This window comes from Nocardiopsis eucommiae (assembly GCF_965344335.1).
Lineage (GTDB): Bacteria > Actinomycetota > Actinomycetes > Streptosporangiales > Streptosporangiaceae > Nocardiopsis > Nocardiopsis eucommiae.
On sequence record NZ_CBDRIY010000020.1, the window covers coordinates 1 to 16,802 of the forward strand.

Here is a 16,802-nt window from a genome sequence, read left to right on the forward strand (position 1 = left end):
CCCCCCCCCCCCCCCCCCCCCCCCACCAGACTACGAAACCCTCTCGCGGTGCCCGCTGGTGGGGAACCAGCGCACGGAGAGCGCCATGAACCCCAGCGCGGCCAGGCCCACGGCGGTGGCGGCCACCGGGACCCCCGCTCCCCCGTACCCCGCGACGACCGCGCCGCCCAGGGCCCCGGCCACCGCCGTGCCCACGTACAGCCCTCCGGTGTTGAGGGCGAGGGCCTCGGTGCCCGCGTTCCCGGCCAGGAACAGCAGCCGGGCGCTCATCGGCGCGGCGAACCCCCAGGCCGCGAACCCCCACAGGGCGAGGACACCTGCCAGGGCCCAGGTCGGCACGCTGGTGGGGAGCGCCAGCAGGACCAGGAGGAGGCTGGTCCCGACCATCCCGGCGAAGGTGCCGAGCAGGACCCGGTCGGCGCCCCAACGGTCGGTGGCCCTTCCGCACAGGAAGGTCCCGACGGCCCCCGCGACGCCCACCACCGCGATCAGCGGGGCCAGGGCCGCGCCGCCCGTTCCGGTGAGGTCGCGGGTGATCGGGGCGACGTAGGTGTAGGTCATGAACCCGCAGGTGGCCCCGGCGACGGTCCCGGTGACACAGGTCAGGATCGCGGGACGGCCCAGGTGGCGCAGCTGTGCGCGGAGCCCCGCCTCGGGCGCCCCCGGGAGCGGGGGAAGGTACCGGAGGGAGGCGAGCAGGACCGCGCCGGTGAGCAGGGCGACGGCCACGAAGGCCGAGCGCCAGCCGAACGCGGAGCCCAGCAGCGCGCCGATCGGCACCCCCAGGAAGAGGGCGACGGTCAGCCCCGCGGCGACGGCGCCCACCGCGCGTCCGGTGTGTCCGGACGGGGCGAGCCGGGCCGCCATGGAGAAGGCGGCCGGGGTGAGGGCGGCGGCGACCAGGGCGGCGAGCACCCGCAGTGCCATGAGGGCGGTGTACGTGGGCGCGAGGGCGGTGACCAGGTTGACCAGGGCGAACACCGCGAGTCCGCCGAGGAGGAGGGTGCGGCGGGGCATCCGGGCGGTGACCACTGCCAACGGAGGGGCCGCCACGGCGTAGGTGAGGGAGAAGACGGTCACGAGCTGCCCCGCCGCGGCGACGCCGACGTCGAGGTCCAGGGCGATGACCGGCAGGAGTCCGGCGATGACGAGGTCGTCGGTCCCGACCGCGAACGCGGTCAGGGCCAGGCACGCGAGCCAGCCGGAACGGAGCGTGGGAGTGGTCATGGCCCGGACGTTAGGACCCTGACACCGGTGTCAGGGTCAAGCCGGCTCAGCCGAAGAGGGCTCCCAGGACCACGATGAGCATGATCGAACCGAGCACCACTGGCAGCAGCCAGCGCTGCTTGCGGTTGTTGGTGAGCATGCTCATGACGTGCCCCGCTCCGGTGCTCGTTGGGATTCGCTACCCCAGGGTAGTCCCCAGCTCCGGACGGTCCGGTAGCGGTCCGGCCCCGACGGGCGGCTCTCGACGAGGGAGACCCGGTCGGCCCGCCAGCCGGTGGCGGGCGCCGGGCCCAGGGCACGCAGGGTCCGGGTCACGTCGCGGGGGCGGCGGGCACGGGCGAGGGTGACGTGGGGCACGAAGGGGCGTGACGAGACGGGCACGCCCGCGTCACGGGCCGCGTCGGTCAGGACCCCGGCGAGCTCCGGGAGCCCGTGGCCCCGCACCCCCGCCCACACGACGGACGCGCGGTGCCCCGGCCCGTCCGTTCGGGGGAAGACGCCCCAGCCGTCGAGGGCCAGTTCGGGAGGCGGCCACCCCTCCAGGGCCCGCCCCAGCGCGGTGGAGAGCTCCGCGACGGGCACGGCGGGCTCCCCCAGGAAGACCAGGGTGAGGTGCCAGCGCTCCGGCGGGCTCCAGCGCAGTTCCGGCGCGGTGGGGCGGGCGGCGCGCACCGCCCGTTCCAGACGGTCCCGGACCTGGTCGGGCGGCCAGAGCGCGACGAACAGGGTCATGACATCATCATCCCTTCGACCCCCGCCGCCCGCCACCTCGTCCTGAGAGCCGCCTCCGTGTACGTCCTCGCCTGTGTGTTCGTGGTCCTGACGCTCGCCGCCCTGATCCGTATCACCGCGGGCTTCGGGTTCTCCCTGGCCGCCGTGCCGCCGCTGGCCCTGCTCCTGGACCCGGTCACGGCGGTGGTGGTCTCCGCGACCCTGGCGGTCCCGCTGAACCTGTGGGTCGCGCTGCGGGACCGGGCACACGTGGACCGGCGGTCCGCCGTCCTGTTGCTCGTGTGCGCCCTGGCGGGGGTGCCGTTCGGGCTGTGGGCGCTCAACGTGCTCTCCGAGCAGGTCCTGCTGGTCCTGATCGCGGTGACGGTCGTCCTCGGCACCGTCCTGGTGTGGCGCAGGGTGCGCATCCCCGGCGGTATGGGGGCGGTGGCCGGGATGAGCGCGCTCTCAGGCGCCGCGTTCGCCTCCACGGCGATCGACGGCCCGCTGATGGTGGCCGGGCTCCAGGGCTCGCGACTGGCCGAACTGGAACCCCGGGTCCAGCGGGCCACACTCGCCGTGACCTTCTCCGCGACGAGCGTGGCGACGCTGGTGGGGTTCGGCTTCGGCGGTCAGCTAACGCCGCAGGTCGGAGGCCTGCTGGTGGTCGGTGTCCCCGCCCTGCTGATCGGCACCCTCGTGGGTGAGCGCCTGTTCCGCAGGCTGGACGCCGAGCTGTTCCGCCGTACCGTGCTGGTGCTGCTCGCGGTCAGCTCGGTCTCCATGGTCACCCGGGTGGTCACCGCCTGATCCCGCGGGTCCGGATCCGCGCCGCCGCCGGGGCAGCAGGTCGCGCGCGGCCACGCCCCTGACGCGCATCAGCAGCACCGTGAGCACGCCGACCACGACGGTGGTCACCGCGCCGCCCGTGAGGAGGCTGGCCTGGGGTCCGAAGGCGTCCGCGATCAGGCCCACCACGGGCGCGCCGATCGGCGCCACACCCATGAACACCAGCAGGAACATGCTCATGACCCGGCCGCGCATCTGGGGGTCCACACTCAGCTGGAAGGTGGCGTTGAGCGTGGTCACGAAGGTCATGAAGAGCACGCCCATCGGGACCAGGACCAGAACGAACGCGACGTAGCCGGGCATCAGGCCAGCCACGAGCTGGGTAGCACCGAAGCCCATCGCGCCGATCAGTACCAGCTTCAGGCGCGGGTGCTCACGGCGCGCGGCCAGCAGGGCCCCGGCCAGCGCGCCCACCGCGAGCGCGGCGGCGGCCACGCCGAAGGCGGTCGCCCCGGCCTCGAACACGTTGTTGACCATGAGGGCGATCTGGTTCTGCGCGTTGGCGCCGAAGAACTGCACGGCCCCGGCGAGGACCAGCAGCAGCACCAGGTCGCGTCTGCCCCCGATGTAGCGCAGGCCCTCGCGGATCTGCCCCTTCCCGCGCGGGACGCGTTCGGTGGGGTTGAGGTCGGCGGTGCGGATCAGCAGCAGGGCGACGATGGTGAAGGCGAACGAGAGCCCGTTGACCATGAACACCGGTCCGCTGCCGACCAGGCCGATCAGCACTCCGGCGACGGCGGGACCGGTGACGCGGCCGAGCTGGAAGCTGGCGCTGTTCAGGGCGATCGCGTTGGGCAGCAGGTCCCGGTCGACCATCTCCGGGACGAAGGCCTGACGCCCCGGGTTGTCGAGCACGGTGATCAGGCCGAGGCCGAGGGCGAACAGGTAGACGTGCCAGACCTCGGCCGCGCCGAGCGTGGCCAGGACACCGAGGCCGACGGCGAGCACGCCCATGCTGGCCTGGGTGATGATCAGGAGCCTGCGCTTGTCGAAGCGGTCGACCATCGCGCCGCCCCACAGCCCGAGGAAGAGCATGGGCAGGAACTGGAGCGCGGTGGTCATTCCCAGCGCGATACCGCTGCCTCCGCTGAGTTGGAGGACCAGCCAGTCCTGGGCGATGCGCTGCATCCAGGTGCCGGGGTTGGAGACCAGCTGACCGAGCGCGTAGATGCGGTAGTTGCGCACGCCCAGGGAACGGAACATCGCGATGCGGCGCATCAGTCCCTCCCCGTCGGACACCGGGGAGGGGCGGAGGCGACCACCGGGACGTGGTTTCGGGGGCAGAGAAGTAAACGGCGTTGACTCATCACTTCACGCAACGATACCCACCCCGCCCCGCATTCCCCTCCCCTGGTACACGACTCGGGCCGACGCCCCCGCTCGGGGACGTCGGCCCGGGGTCCGACACGGCTCAGCGGATCAGGAGGTCACCCGATCAGCGCGTAGATCGGCGCCTCCGCGAAGTGGATCAGGAAGATCACCGAGATCAGCCACAGGAGCGGGTGCACGCGGCGGCCACGGCCCGTGACCAGCATGACGAAGGCGAAGGCGAGCAGGCCGAACCCGATGCCGTTGGCGATCGAGTAGGTGAACGGCATCATGATGATCGCCAGGAAGGAACCGATGCCGATGGCCGGGTCCTTGAAGTCGATGTTGGTCACCTGGGTCATCATCATGAAGCCCACGATCACCAGGACCGGGGTGGCCGCCTCGAACGGAACCAGGGTGACCAGCGGCGTGAACAGGGTCGCGACCAGGAACATCGCACCGGTGACGATCGGGGCGATACCCGTTCGGGCGCCCTCACCGACACCGGCGGCGGACTCCGCGTAGAGGGTGGCGACCGAGGCGGAGCCGATGCCGCCCAGGACCGTGCCCAGGGAGTCCGCGACCAGCACCTCACGGGTGCCCTCGATGTTGCCGTCCTCGTCGGCCAGCCCGCCCTGGTGCGCCACACCGACCATGGTGCCCATGGTGTCGAAGAAGTCCGCCAGCAGCAGGGTGAAGATGAGCATGACGACGGTGGCCACGCCCACGTCGGAGAAGCGACCGGCCAGCCCGCCGTCGAGGAACAGGCCCAGCAGGGAGACGTCCGGGAGCGCGACCAGGTCGCCGGGGCTGGTGGGCAGGCTCGGCACGGTCAGGCCCCACCCGAGGGCGTCGGCGCCGTCACCGAGGAGCGTCTCCACCGCGATGGCGACGAACGTGGTGGCCACGATGCCGATGAGCAGCGCGCCGCGCACGTTGCGCACGTAGAGGCCGATGCTCAGGAGCAGGCCGATGACGAAGATGAGGATCGGCCAGCCGTTGAGGCCGCCGTCGCCGAGCTGGACCGGGGTGCCCTCACCGGCCTGCACGAAACCGGCGTTGACCAGTCCGATGAGTGCCAGGAAGAGGCCCACACCGACCGCGATGGCCACCTTGAGACCGGGCGGGATCGCGGCGAAGACCGCGGTGCGGAAGCCGGTCAGCACGAGGATGAGCAGGACGACGCCCTCGATGATGATCAGCAGGAAGACGTCGGCCCAGGACATGAGCGGCGCGATGCCGTAGGCGACCACGGCGTTGAGGCCCATGCCCGCCGCGATGGCGAAGGGGTAACGGCTGACCACGCCCATGAGCACGCAGGAGAGCGCGGCGACCAGGGCCGTCATCGCGGCGACGCCGGGGATGCCCAGGGTGTCGCCGTTGACGTCCTCGGCGGTACCGATGATCAGTGGGTTGAGGACGACGATGTACGCCATGGCGAAGAAGGTCGCCATGCCACCGCGGACCTCGGTGCCGATGGTGGAGCCGCGCTCGGACACGCGGAAGTAGCGGTCCACCGCGCCCTTGGGGCGTCGTTGCTCGTCAGTGGAGGAGGGAGTCGGTGCGTTCACGTCGTCAGCCTGACCTGGTCGTGTTACTGGACAACAAGGATTCTGCGCCAGATTAGTTGCATCTTCGTACAACACCCGACACCCGTTTCACATCAATTTCATAGAAATCGCCATATGAAGGGGAGATCGGATCATCGGGTGTGACCAAGGCATCTCCCCGCTGACCTCGCGTCATCGCACCGCTACCGCGCCCGCCGGGTGCCAGCGGATAGCCTGGATCCGTGCCCAAACCTCGTCAGCCCGACCCCGAAGTCCACGAGAGCGACTACCGCGTCCCCGCCGCCATCGGCACGGTCGCGTGGACGATCGCCCTCGTGGTGCTCCTCGTCATGGGAGACGGCCTGCCCTCCTCCGAGAAGTGGTGGATCGGCGTCTGTGTGACCGGGATCGCCCTCGGGGTGTTCGGGTTCCTCTACATCCCGTACCTGTTCCGCAAACGCGACGAGGCGGCGGATCGGGCGGTCGGACGGTCGGCCGAGGAGGCCCCCCGCGAGCCCGGAACCCCCTGAACCGTGCCACCGGCGCACCGGGGCACCTCGTCACCTGACCGATAATGGGCTGGTGTCTGAGACAGAATTCCCGCGAGGACTCGCCGACCGGCTCCGTGGCACCCTGATCGACGCCGACTACACGGTGTCCGGGGTCCGCGACCGCCTCGGTGACGCCGCCGCCAAGGCCCTGGCCCGCGAGCAGCTCGTGCCCGCACTCCGCGCCACGGGCGGGGAGGAACGCCTCGGACTGCTCCTGCGCCTGTGGTGGCTCCAGGCCCCCATTCCGGCGCGCGCGGCCCGTGCCATCCTCCCCGTCGACGAGCTCGCGGACGCGGGGCTGGTCACCGTCGAGGAGGGGGCCGACGGCCCGGTGGTCCGCGCCCTCGTCCACCTGGGCCCCTGGGAGCTGGAGGACGGCCGCCCCGGCTTCGTCGTCTCCGACCCCAAGGTCCGGCCCGGCAGCGGGCGGGTACCCGGCGCCGACCACGTGGTCGGCGCGGGCGGCGCCTCCGCCAACCTCTCCCGACTGATCGTCGACGGCCCCTACGAACGCGCCCTCGACCTGGGCACCGGCTGCGGTGTGCAGGCCCTCCACCTGGCCTCCCGCGCCCGGGAGGTGGTGGCCACCGACCTCAACCCGCGCGCGGTGCGACTGGCCGGGATCAGCCTCGCCCTGTCCGGGATCACCGGCGCCCGCCTGGCCCAGGGCTCGCTCTTCGAGCCGGTCCGGGACGAGCGCTTCGACCTCATCGTGTCCAACCCGCCGTTCGTGATCACCCCCGAGACGGCCCGGTACACCTACCGGGAGTCCGACCTGCCCGGCGACACCGTCTGCGCCGAGCTGGTCCGGCAGGCCCCCGCCCACCTCACCGAGGGCGGGTGGGGACAGTTCCTCGCCAACTGGACGCACACCGACTCCGACGACTGGCAGGACCGGGTGGGCGGCTGGATCACCGGCACGGGCTGCTCCGGCTGGGTCGTGCAGCGCGACGTCCAGGACCCCGCCGAGTACGTGGAGCTGTGGCTGCGCGACTCCTGCGAGCACGGCACCCCCGAGTACACGCGCCGCTACGACGCCTGGCTGGACTACTTCGACCGCGAGGGCATCAAGGGGATCGGCTTCGGCTGGATCAGCCTGCGCAACGACGTCGCCCAGGACGCCACCGTGCGGGTGGAGGAGCTGCGGCACGACGTCCAGCAGCCGGTGGGCCCCTACCTGCCGGACGTGGTGGACGGCGCGATGACCGCCCACCGCCTGACCGACGCCGCCCTCCTGGCCGCGCACGTGGCCCTGGCGCCGAACGTGGTCGAGGAGCGCGTGGCCGTGCCGGGGGCGCCCGACCCGGAGAAGATCCTGCTGCGCCAGCGCGACGGTCTGCGCCGCGTGGCGCGGATCGGCACCGTGGAGGCGGCGCTGGCCAGTGTCTGCGACGGCACCATGCCGGTCGGTCCGCTGCTGGACGCCATCGCGGACCTCATGGGTGAGGACCCGGTGATGATCCGGGAGCGCACCCCGGAGGCGCTGCGCACGCTGATCTCCGAGGGCTTCTTCCGCGTCGCCCGGTGACGCGCCGGGGCCTGGGCGGTCCGGTCTCCCACCGGTGAACCGGCGGGGCGGGACCCGGCGATAGGACCCAGGAGTCGGCCTCACGGGGCCGACACGTCCCGTCACCGACGCACCGAGGACCCCACCGTGAGCACGACCGACACCGGCCCCGACGAGACCGCTTCCGAACCCGGAGCCCGGCCCGCGCCCGCTGGGGAGCGGTCTCCGTGGTTCGTCCTGGCCCTCGCCGTCGGCGGCGGGCTGCTGGTGGGGGTCCTCACCTCGTACGCGCAGGGGCTGCTCCCCGAGGTCCTGGCGCCCCTGGCCAACTCGTCGGGGTCCTGGAGCGTGGCCGCCCTCCTCCTCGCCTACCCCGCCCGGCGGCGGGGGTTCGCGATCGCGGCCGGTGTGCTCACCCTGTTCGCCATGGTCGCCGGGTACGACCTGGCCTCGGTTCTGAGGGGCTTCCACCCCTCCCTGGGCTCGTCACTCTTCTGGTGCACGGCGGCGGTCGTCGTCGGCCCCTTCCTCGGGTGGGGCGCCCACGCCCTGAGGACGCGCTCCGGGTACGTGCCCCTCGCGGCTGGCGCGGTGAGCGGTCTGCTCGTCGGTGAGGGCGTGTACGGCCTCACGGTCATCGCCGCCACCACGCCAGCCGCGTACTGGTGGGGGTCGGTTGCGGCGGGCGCGGCCCTGCTCGTCTGGGCCGTGGTCCGCCGGTTCCCCCGTTTCCTCCCCGCCTCGGGCGCGGTGGCGGCCGCCGCCGTGGTCGCCACCGTCTTCCCGTTCGTCTACTCCATCGACCTGTTGGTGCAGTTCCCCTGACCGGCGGACGCACCGACGGCCTCGTCGTTCCAGCCGCGCTTGTGGAGGAAGGCGAACGCGGCCGAGGCGAGCAGGACGGCGGCGGCGATCGCCAGGGTGACCAGGAAGCCGTTGTCGAAGGCACGGGCGGCGGCGGACACCAGCTCGGCGGCGTTCGCGGCGTCCAGGTCGCGGGCGGCGGCGAGGGCCTCGTCCATACCCTCGGCCGCCGAGGCGGGCGCCCCGTCGGGCAGGACGACGGTCCGCGCGAACACGGCGGCCATCATGCTGCCCAGGATCGCGACCCCGGTCAGGCTGCCCAGTTCGTAGGAGACCTCCTCCACCGAGGCCGCCATGCCCGCCCGGTGCGCGGGGGCGTTGCCGACGATCGCGGCGGACGCGGCGGTCATGGCCGCACCGGTGCCCGCGCCGATCACCAGGAGCCCGGCGACGGTCCAGGGCAGTGGAGCGGAGGCCGTCAGGAGCACCACCACGGTCCCCACGGTGGAGGTGAGCAGCCCGGCGACGATCATCGGCCGGGTGCCCACCCGGTACAGCAGCGCTCCGACGACCACACCCACGGGCAGGGCGCCCAGGGCCATGGCGGCGACGGTCGTGCCCGCCTGCAACGGGGTGAACCCCAGGACCAGCTGGAGGCGCTGGGTGAGGACCAGCTGCACCCCGGCCAGCGCGAACATCGCCATTCCGGCCGCCAGCACACCGATGAGGATGCGCGGGTCTCGGAAGAGCGCGAAGTCGACCAGCGGATAGGCCTGCCCGCGCTGGCGTCGTACGAAGCTCCAGATCCCGGCCACGGCGGCGCCCAGGGCCACCGTCACCGCCAGGACCGACGGCTCGGGGCCGGTGAGCTCCTTGATCGTGTAGACGAGACCCACCAGGCCGACCATGACCTGCACGGACGCGAGCAGGTCCCAGGGGCGGTCGGAGCTGCCCGAACCGCCCGGCGCGACCACGGCGGCCAGGACGAGCGCCACCAGCACGATCGGCACGTTGACCAGGAAGACCGAACCCCACCAGAAGAACTCCAGCAGCGCCCCGCCGACGATGGGCCCGACCGCCGCGCCGACCATGGCCATGGTGCCCCAGACCCCGATCGCGATCCCGCGTTCGCGCTCGTCCACGAAGGTGACGCGGATCAGCGACAGCGTGGCGGGCATCATCGCGGCGGCGCCCACCGCCAGGAAGGCGCGCCCGGCGATCAGCATGGCGGGGCTGACCGCGTAGGCGGCCACGAGGGAGGCCGCGCCGAACAGCACGAGTCCCACGAGGTACATCCGCTTGTGGCCGACCCGGTCCCCGAGGGTCCCGGCGCCGAGCAGCAGGCCCGCCATCACCAGCGGGTAGGCGTTGATGATCCAGAGCCGTTCGGAGGCGCTGGCCCGAAGGTCGGAGCTGAGGGTGGGCAGGGCCGTGTAGAGCACGGTCATGTCCACCGAGATGAGCAGCAGCCCGGCGGAGACGGCGGCCAGCACGAGCCAGCGTCTGGCTCGGGAGACGGGTGCGGTCCCGACCTCGTGCGCGTCGCTCATGAGTCCTCCTTGGTGTCGGAGGGCCGCGGCTCCGCCGTGGTGAGTCGGTCCAGGCGGTCCCGCAGGGCCCGCGCCACCTCCTCGGAGAGCGGGTTCCCCGGGGTGGCCTTGAACATCCAGAGCCCGTCGGCGGCCAGACGCGCGAGGAACAGGTCCAGTCCGCGCGGGTCGAGCGACTGAGGGACGGGCACCCAGCGTTCCATCAGCTCGTCCCAGATCCGGGCGAGCTCGGGGTTGGACTCGGACTCCACCATGAACGCGAGGTCGGCGTGGCGGACCTCGCCGCGCATCATGACGCGAACGTAGGCGCCGCCTCGTTCCACGGGCGTGGCCCCCTCCCAGGGGACACCGAGCTCGGCGACGAGCTGTTCCTCCAGGCCCTGGACGAGGTGGCGTTGGATCGCCAGGAGCAGGTCGTCCCTGGTCCGGAAGTGGTAGAGGAGGCCGCCCTTGGTCAGTCCGGCCTCCTCGGCGGTGGCGTCGAGGGTCAGCGCGGTGATGCCCTGCCGTTCGGTCACCCGGACGGCGGCGTCGAGGATGAGGGTGCGGGAACTGGGTCGCATGGGAGTAACTGTACCTTCCAGAAGGTACAGTTACGGTGTGTGAGGTGAACCACACCGCCGAGCCCCACGAGGTTCCGCGAGGGTTCGTCCGCCGCTCCGGGAGGGGGCCGGTAGCGTCGTCGTCATGAGCGCCACTCCGACCGCCCGCGTGTCCTCCCTCGCCGTCTACCCCGTCAAGGGATGCGCCGGACTCCCCCTCGGCACCGCCGAGTTCACCTCCGCCGGGATCACCCACGACCGCTCGTTCATGGTGGTGGACGACTCCGGCGACTTCCGCAGCCAGCGCAGGGACCCGCACATGGCGCGGATCGTGCCCGACCTCACCCCGGACGGCTCCCGGCTGGTCCTGAGCACCGAGGGGTTCTCACCGGTCAAGGTGGACGTGGACCCCGAGGGCCCCCGGCTCGACGTGACGGTGCACAACAACCCCCTCGTGGGCGTGGACCAGGGCGACGAGGTCGCCGGGTGGCTCACCGAGCTGTTCGGCCGCGCCAGCCGCCTGGTCCGGGTCCCCGACGACAACCGGCGCGTGACCACCGGGGTCACCCCCGGCACCGCGGGCTTCGCGGACGGCCACGCCGCCGTGATCGGCTCGATGACCTCCCTGGACCAGCTCAACGAGCGCATCGTCGCCGACGGTGGGCGTCCGGTGCCGATGGCCCGGTTCCGACCCAACGTCATCGTCACCGGTTGGCCCGAGCCGCACACCGAGGACCTGATCCGCCGGGTCCGGATCGGCACCGCCGAGCTGGGCTACGCGAAGATGTGCACCCGCTGCACGGTCACCACGATCGACCAGGAGACCGGGGAGAAGCGCGGCCCCCAGCCGCTGCGCGCCCTGGCCGCGTACCGCCGCGTCGCGGACGGCGGGGTGGCCTTCTGCACGAAGTTCGCGGTGACCGGCCCGGGCACGGTGTCCGTGGGCGACGCCCTGGACGTCACGGAGTGGGCCGAGAGCCCCGAGGCGTAGTCGCGTGGTGGGGGCGCGTCCCCAGGAGCGGGGAGCACGCCCCCGGACGACCACGTGTCCTGGAGAGCCGGGCGGTGGACGCCGGGCGCGACGGCGGTGGACGCCGCGACGGAGCTACTCCAGGTCGGCTTCGGCCAGGAGGCGCGCGGCGGAGGACGGGTCCCGCAGGACGGCCGCGAGCAGGTGGCGGCGGGACCACTGGCCGGCCCGCCAGCACAGGGCCCGGGCCAGTCCCTCCGCCCCGGAGGCGTGGATCGCGCCGTCCCCGACGAACCACTCCACCTCCACACCGTCCACGGTCAGCTTCTGGTGGTGCAGGTACGTGCGGTCCGACTCCCCGGCGAGGAACAGGGCGGCCTCGTCGGGGACCGCGCGGACACGCCCTGCCGAGTTCACCTTCCCCGTGACGCTCTCCGACGCCAGGTCCAGGTCGAGCACGTCGGCCAGCCGCTCGGCGGCGGCGGCCTCGGCCAGCACCAGCGGCCGGTCCGTCACGAGGGGCAGCAGGTCCGGCGAGTCCACCACGACGGTGTCCTCGGCGTCGGCGACCACGATCGCCCCCTCGCTCACGGCACGCACCAGCGACGGCGGGGAGACGAGGTCGGCGTCGACCTCGGCCAGCGCCGTCCACAGGCGGCGCAGGGCCGTGCGGCTCACGTGCCGCGCGGGGTCGGCCAACCGCTGGAGCAGATCGTCCGGGCCGTCCGGGTCCGCGAGCAGGTCCGAGAGGGTCGTGCGAACCCCCAGCGCCCGCGCGAACTCCGGGTCGACGTCGGCGGGCACCTCGTCGTAGAGCCCGTTCAGGGCGGGCTCGGCGTCGGCGGTGCGCAGCTCCACAGGAGCGCGTCCGCCCAGGAGCGCCCGGGTACGCAGCCACCAGGCGGTGTAGGACGGCACGTCGACCACCCGACCGTCCGGCATGAGCAGGCGGGCGGGCTCGACCACCGCCTCGCGCAGCGGCTCCCGGGAGAGCATCGCCAGGGCCTGCGGCCAGGCGTCGTCGGAGACGTAGTCGAGGTCCGCGACACACACCAGCTCGGGGACGACCGGCGGCAGTTCGGGGTCGCCCACGCGCTCCAGGACGTCGTCGGCCCAGTCGTCCAGACCGTCCGGGCCCTCGTCTCCGGCTCCTTCGAAGGCCAGCGGAGCCTCACCGAGGGCGGCCTCCTCGGCACGCACCACGGTGAGCTCCCACAGGGCGCCGACGGCCCGGAGGGCGTCGGTGCCGTGCCGCTGGACGAGGTCGTCGTGGACCGTGCCGAACGGGGCGTCGTCCACCAGCAGGTCGGCCAGGGGAGCGCCGGGCACGAGGAGTTCGGCGGCGATCGAGTAACCGTCCTCGTCGTCGCGCAGGGCCAGCTCGGACAGCCAGGGAGCGTCCCGGACCGTCGTGCCGGACGCGGCCACCAGGTCGAGGACGGCCTCCGCGACGGGTTCGGGGTCCTCGGCGTCCAAGGAGTCCCGGACCGCCGCCTCGGTGCGGGGGTCGGCCAGGACGGTGGCGGCACCGGCCTCCACCGCGCCCAGGCGCAGCAGCAGCGGGTGGGCCGCCTCGGGGTGCACCACGCGCACGCCCAGTGTGGCGAGGACGGCGGGGTCGAGCCGGTTGCCCTCGGCGTCCGCGACCCGCGCCCAGTCGTCGGTGGGCACCAGCAGCGAGCGCGGACCACGGACCAGGCGGTCGTCGGCCAGGGGGACCGGCAGGGAGCCGAGTTCGTCCAGGTCGGCACCGCCGTTCCCGGCGGTGCTCAGGGCCGCGTAGAGCCCGCGCCACCACTCCGGCGAACGCTGGGTGTCCCCCAGCAGGTCGGCGAGGTCCGCCAGGCCCAGACGGCGTACGCGCAGCGCGGCCAGGGCCGGGTGGCGGGGGCTCCAGGAGCCGGGCAGCACCGGGGGAACGAGGTCGACCAGCAGGTCGACGAGGTCGGCGGCACCGCTGGCTCCCCCGGTGTCCACGAGCACGGCGTCGCGGGGGGCGACCGGGTGACCGGCGGCGGTGGCCAGGAACGGGGTGTCCTGGAGCGGTTCGGAGACGCGGGTGCGGAAGACCGCGTCGACGGCTCCGCCGCCCACCCGGGTGGCGGGCACGAGGTCGAGGGCGGCGGCGGGGGCGAAGCGGCGCAGCAGCGCGCAGTAGGCGTCGGCCGCCTCCATGAGCAGGAGGTCCGTGGCGGCGCCCGGCTGCACGGAGCGCCGGTCGGCGCCCAGCGGGAACGTGCCGATGAGCACGGCGGGCAGGTCGAGTTCGGTGTCCGTGGGGGTGGGCGCGTGCACGACGTGCTCGACGTCGGCGGGCAGCGTGGCCACGCTTCCGTCAGGGGTCACGGGCACCGCCCAGGTCAGCGACCACGTGGAACGTTCGCGTTCCTCCGTGGGGCGGTCCGCGAGCAGGTGCGCGGCGAACTCGCCGAACCGGCGCAGCACACGCCAGGGCGTGACCCGGCTGCCCCCGGCGTCGCTGTGGGTGGTGACCAGGTCGTTGCCGTCGTCGCCGGGAGCGCGGGTGAGCGTCCTCGGTTCGCCGTCGACGACGACGCGCACCTCGGAGATCCCCTCCAGGGCGAGCAGGAGCGCCTCCCCCGTGCGGTCCAGCAGTTCCAGGACCCGTTCGCGGGCCCGTTCGTCGCGGAGGACCAGCGTGACGACGGTGTCGTAGGCGCCCTCGGGGCGCTCGGGCACGAGGTCGGCGGCGAACGGCAGGCGCAGCATGGGCACGTGCCCGGCACGGCGGCCCACCTCGTCCGCGAGGTCGGCGTGGGTGCCGTCGGCGTCGAGCAGGTCGGTGACCACCGCGCGGGCCCGCTCGGCGGAGAAGTGCACGGCGGTGCCGCCGGAGTCCACGGTGACGTCGTCGCTGAGTGACACCACGGCGGAGAAGCCGACCCCGAACCGGCCCGCCGAACCGTGGTCGTCGCGCTTGCTGGAGGCCCGCAGCGTGGCCAGGGACTCCACGCCCTCCGAGGTCAGCGGGGCGCCGGTGTTGGCGGCGGTGAGGCGGTCGCCGTCGAGGGCGAGGAGGAGCCTGCCGGGAACTCCCGCGCGGCGGGCGGCGTCGGCTGCGTTCTGCGCGAGCTCGACCACGACCCGGTCGCGGTACCCGCCGAGCGCGAAGTCCTCCTCGGCGTTGGCGTCCTCCCGGAAGCGGGCGGGCGCGTCGGCCCACGCCGACAGCACGCGGCGGCGCAGTTCGGCCGTGTCGAAGGTGTCGTCCACCGAAGCGGTCACCGGATCGGCCATGGTGGTCTCCTCCTGCGCTGGGCGCGCGGTCCGATCAACCCGACACGGGTGTGCCGGGAGCGACAGGGCGAGCTTGGTGGTAGGTCGACCCTAGCCCACGACCGCGGCGGTTCGGGTCCGGTCGGGACCGCGTGGCGTGCGCGCCGGGCGGGGACGGGAACGGGCCCCGCCGCGTGTGCGACGGGGCCCGTTGTTCAGGTGGATCTGCCCGTGTTGGTCGGCTCGTCAGGAGTCGCTGGAGACCAGTTCCAGTTCCGTGGTGTCGTCGAAGACGATGTGGTCGTACCCCATCTCGTCGACGACCGGTGCGACCGGCTCGTTCTGCGGGCCGGGGCGGCGGACCTCGGAGTGGGCTCCGCAACCGTGGTCGAGGGACACGACCCTGCCGTCGTCGGGCGCGTACTCGTTGGTGCACACGCCGAACATCTGGCGCAGCTCACCGGCGAGCGGGGTCAGGAACCCACAGGTGGCGCAGGCCGCCGGAGCGGCCGTGGCGATGGGGCTGCGGGGTCCGGGCTCGCCGTTGTACCAGCGCTCCGCGGCCTGCTCGCGGCCGACCTCGGAGAGGACCTGGCGTCGGCCCAGTCCCAGCTCCCACACCATCTGCTTGTCCATGCCCTCGGCGTCGAGTTCGCTGTCGGGCACCTGCGCGTAGCCGGGGACGAGGCGTTCGTCGTCCTCTTCGGTGGGGAGCAGGTCCCCCACACCGACGTCGCCCGGGCGCAGTCGTTCCTTCCAGGGCACCCAGTTCGGAGCGACCAGGGCACCCTCGCCGGGCAGCAGGACGACCTCGTTGACCGTGACGTCCTTGGCGCGCGAGGCGCGGACGACGGTGACCGAGTAGGTCCATCCCGGGTAGGAGGGGTCCAGGCACTGGAAGTAGTGGGTGACCAGGCGCGTGTCCTCGACCTGGGCGGTGAGGTGCTCACCGACCCATTCGGGTCGCCCGACCTCCGCCGCAACCGAGCGGGCCAGATCCACCGCGTCGACACATGCTTTGTCCGGTACAGGAGAACGTCGAGAAGGGCTCACGTTCACCATTCTCACTGATCGCGGGCACCGATTTGACCATAACGCGGGTCAAGGTTCGGCCGATACGACCTCATGACGGAGTCTTGTGCCACCAGGGACGGCGGATACGGGTGATCTGGGCGCCCACCGACCGTGATTCCGGGGGTTCGGGACAGAAAGTCACCCGTTTTTTCGGCCAGCGGACACCGGGCGCGATCGAAGGGTCCCGAGGCGCCGAAAAGGCCGTGGTGGACGCCGAACGCGTCCGCCACGGCCCCTGACCAGGTACCCCGGGGGTCGTCAGGCCTCCAGGTCGTCGGCCACCACGCGCAGCACGGCGGCGACCCGGGCCGCCTCGCGCCTGTCGGGGTGGTGGCCGCGCCGGTAGCCGTTGGAGACGTTCTCCAGGAGCTTGATGAGGTCCTCGGTGATGAGCACCATCTCGTCGGGCTTCTTGCGGCGCGCCCTCGCCACGGAGTGCTGCGTGTCCAGGAGTCTGACCTGGAGCGCCTGGGCGCCCTTGCGCCCGTCGGCCACGCCGAACTCGACCCGTTGGCCGGGCTTCAGGGTGGTGGTTCCGGTCGGCAGCGAGGTGGAGTGCACGAACACCTCACCGCCGTCGTCCTGGGTGAGAAAGCCGAAACCCTTGTCGCCGTCGTACCACTTGACCTTGCCGGTGGGCACGTAGAGACCTCATGCTTTCACTGACGGGCGCGCGCGACGTAGGAAACGATGGTCCACCTGTTCCCCCGCCCCGGGCGGCCCCTGGTTTCCATGGGTGGTTCCAGATTAGTGCCCGAGGGCTCACCAAGGCGAGGGATTATGGGCGGGTCCGATTCCACCGCTCCGCCCCTGGCCCGGAAACACGGAACGAGGCCCGGATACGGCTCACCCGGGCCTCGTGGCGTCGACGGCGCCCCGTCACCGCTGGGTGCGGAGTGTGGGACGGGACTCGGCGGAGTCA

Annotated in this window: 13 protein-coding genes and 1 pseudogene; 5 read left to right on the plus strand and 9 right to left on the minus strand. The window is 72.8% G+C overall.

The window, feature by feature from the left end; genetic code table 11:
• Positions 1–30 precede the first annotated feature (30 nt).
• Positions 31–1,227: an MFS transporter gene (locus tag ACRWK8_RS14660; protein WP_431870915.1), complete on the minus strand. Its 1,197-nt coding sequence runs from the start codon at positions 1,225–1,227 to the stop codon at positions 31–33.
• Positions 1,228–1,368: 141 nt separating this feature from the next.
• Complete coding sequence (gene thpR, locus ACRWK8_RS14665; protein WP_378737721.1) at positions 1,369–1,959, minus strand: RNA 2',3'-cyclic phosphodiesterase; 591 nt, start codon at positions 1,957–1,959, stop codon at positions 1,369–1,371.
• 81 nt (positions 1,960–2,040) lie between these two features.
• Here thpR and ACRWK8_RS14670 point away from each other — a divergent pair.
• A pseudogene (locus tag ACRWK8_RS14670) lies at positions 2,041–2,664 on the plus strand (TSUP family transporter); the annotation flags it as partial.
• Here ACRWK8_RS14670 and ACRWK8_RS14675 read toward each other — a convergent pair.
• A complete protein-coding gene (locus ACRWK8_RS14675; protein ID WP_431870917.1) occupies positions 2,575–4,005 on the minus strand; it encodes an MFS transporter in 1,431 nt (476 codons plus the stop codon). The pseudogene ACRWK8_RS14670 and the gene ACRWK8_RS14675 overlap by 90 nt on opposite strands.
• A 209-nt stretch (positions 4,006–4,214) precedes the next feature.
• Positions 4,215–5,666, minus strand: a complete 1,452-nt coding sequence (locus ACRWK8_RS14680) for an NCS2 family permease (RefSeq protein WP_378737725.1) — start codon at positions 5,664–5,666, stop codon at positions 4,215–4,217.
• A gap of 221 nt (positions 5,667–5,887) precedes the next feature.
• Between ACRWK8_RS14680 and ACRWK8_RS14685 the strand changes: the two genes are divergently transcribed.
• The 3 genes from ACRWK8_RS14685 (at position 5,888) to ACRWK8_RS14695 (ending at position 8,528) form a co-directional block, all read left to right on the plus strand.
• Positions 5,888–6,175, plus strand: coding sequence for a DUF2530 domain-containing protein (locus ACRWK8_RS14685; RefSeq protein WP_431870920.1), 288 nt, complete (start codon positions 5,888–5,890; stop codon positions 6,173–6,175).
• A gap of 52 nt (positions 6,176–6,227) precedes the next feature.
• Positions 6,228–7,724 (plus strand): DUF7059 domain-containing protein, encoded by a 1,497-nt coding sequence (locus tag ACRWK8_RS14690; RefSeq protein ID WP_378737729.1) that lies wholly within the window; start codon positions 6,228–6,230, stop codon positions 7,722–7,724.
• 126 nt (positions 7,725–7,850) lie between these two features.
• Positions 7,851–8,528 (plus strand): DUF6518 family protein, encoded by a 678-nt coding sequence (locus tag ACRWK8_RS14695; protein ID WP_431870922.1) that lies wholly within the window; start codon positions 7,851–7,853, stop codon positions 8,526–8,528.
• Here the strand turns inward: ACRWK8_RS14695 and ACRWK8_RS14700 are convergent.
• Both ACRWK8_RS14700 and ACRWK8_RS14705 read right to left on the minus strand, forming a co-directional pair.
• Entirely contained in the window at positions 8,495–10,057 is a 1,563-nt protein-coding gene (locus tag ACRWK8_RS14700) for an MFS transporter (RefSeq protein WP_378737733.1), read from the minus strand. The genes ACRWK8_RS14695 and ACRWK8_RS14700 overlap by 34 nt on opposite strands.
• Positions 10,054–10,620, minus strand: a complete 567-nt coding sequence (locus ACRWK8_RS14705; RefSeq protein WP_431870924.1) for a TetR/AcrR family transcriptional regulator — start codon at positions 10,618–10,620, stop codon at positions 10,054–10,056. Before ACRWK8_RS14705 ends, ACRWK8_RS14700 begins: the two co-directional genes overlap by 4 nt.
• A 124-nt stretch (positions 10,621–10,744) precedes the next feature.
• Here ACRWK8_RS14705 and ACRWK8_RS14710 point away from each other — a divergent pair, with 124 nt between their 5' ends.
• Entirely contained in the window at positions 10,745–11,590 is an 846-nt protein-coding gene (locus tag ACRWK8_RS14710; RefSeq protein WP_431870926.1) for an MOSC domain-containing protein, read from the plus strand.
• Positions 11,591–11,704: 114 nt separating this feature from the next.
• Here the strand turns inward: ACRWK8_RS14710 and ACRWK8_RS14715 are convergent, their stop codons facing one another.
• From ACRWK8_RS14715 to ACRWK8_RS14725, 3 genes are all read right to left on the minus strand, one after another.
• Entirely contained in the window at positions 11,705–14,827 is a 3,123-nt protein-coding gene (locus ACRWK8_RS14715) for a sacsin N-terminal ATP-binding-like domain-containing protein (RefSeq protein ID WP_431870928.1), read from the minus strand.
• 225 nt (positions 14,828–15,052) lie between these two features.
• Complete coding sequence (locus tag ACRWK8_RS14720) at positions 15,053–15,808, minus strand: DUF3027 domain-containing protein (RefSeq protein ID WP_378737741.1); 756 nt, start codon at positions 15,806–15,808, stop codon at positions 15,053–15,055.
• Positions 15,809–16,138: 330 nt separating this feature from the next.
• Positions 16,139–16,522, minus strand: coding sequence for a cold-shock protein (locus ACRWK8_RS14725; protein ID WP_378737743.1), 384 nt, complete (start codon positions 16,520–16,522; stop codon positions 16,139–16,141).
• Positions 16,523–16,802 lie beyond the last annotated feature (280 nt).

What these genes read in the sequence shown, in the direction of transcription:
- ACRWK8_RS14660 (WP_431870915.1), bottom strand. Translation starts at nt 1,227, where the DNA reads ATGACCACTCCCACGCTCCGTTCCGGCTGGCTCGCGTGCCTGGCCCTG.
- thpR (WP_378737721.1), bottom strand. Translation starts at nt 1,959, where the DNA reads ATGACCCTGTTCGTCGCGCTCTGGCCGCCCGACCAGGTCCGGGACCGT.
- ACRWK8_RS14675 (WP_431870917.1), bottom strand. Translation starts at nt 4,005, where the DNA reads ATGCGCCGCATCGCGATGTTCCGTTCCCTGGGCGTGCGCAACTACCGC.
- ACRWK8_RS14700 (WP_378737733.1), bottom strand. Translation starts at nt 10,057, where the DNA reads ATGAGCGACGCGCACGAGGTCGGGACCGCACCCGTCTCCCGAGCCAGA.
- ACRWK8_RS14705 (WP_431870924.1), bottom strand. Translation starts at nt 10,620, where the DNA reads ATGCGACCCAGTTCCCGCACCCTCATCCTCGACGCCGCCGTCCGGGTG.
- ACRWK8_RS14710 (WP_431870926.1), top strand. Translation starts at nt 10,745, where the DNA reads ATGAGCGCCACTCCGACCGCCCGCGTGTCCTCCCTCGCCGTCTACCCC.
- ACRWK8_RS14715 (WP_431870928.1), bottom strand. Translation starts at nt 14,827, where the DNA reads ATGGCCGATCCGGTGACCGCTTCGGTGGACGACACCTTCGACACGGCC.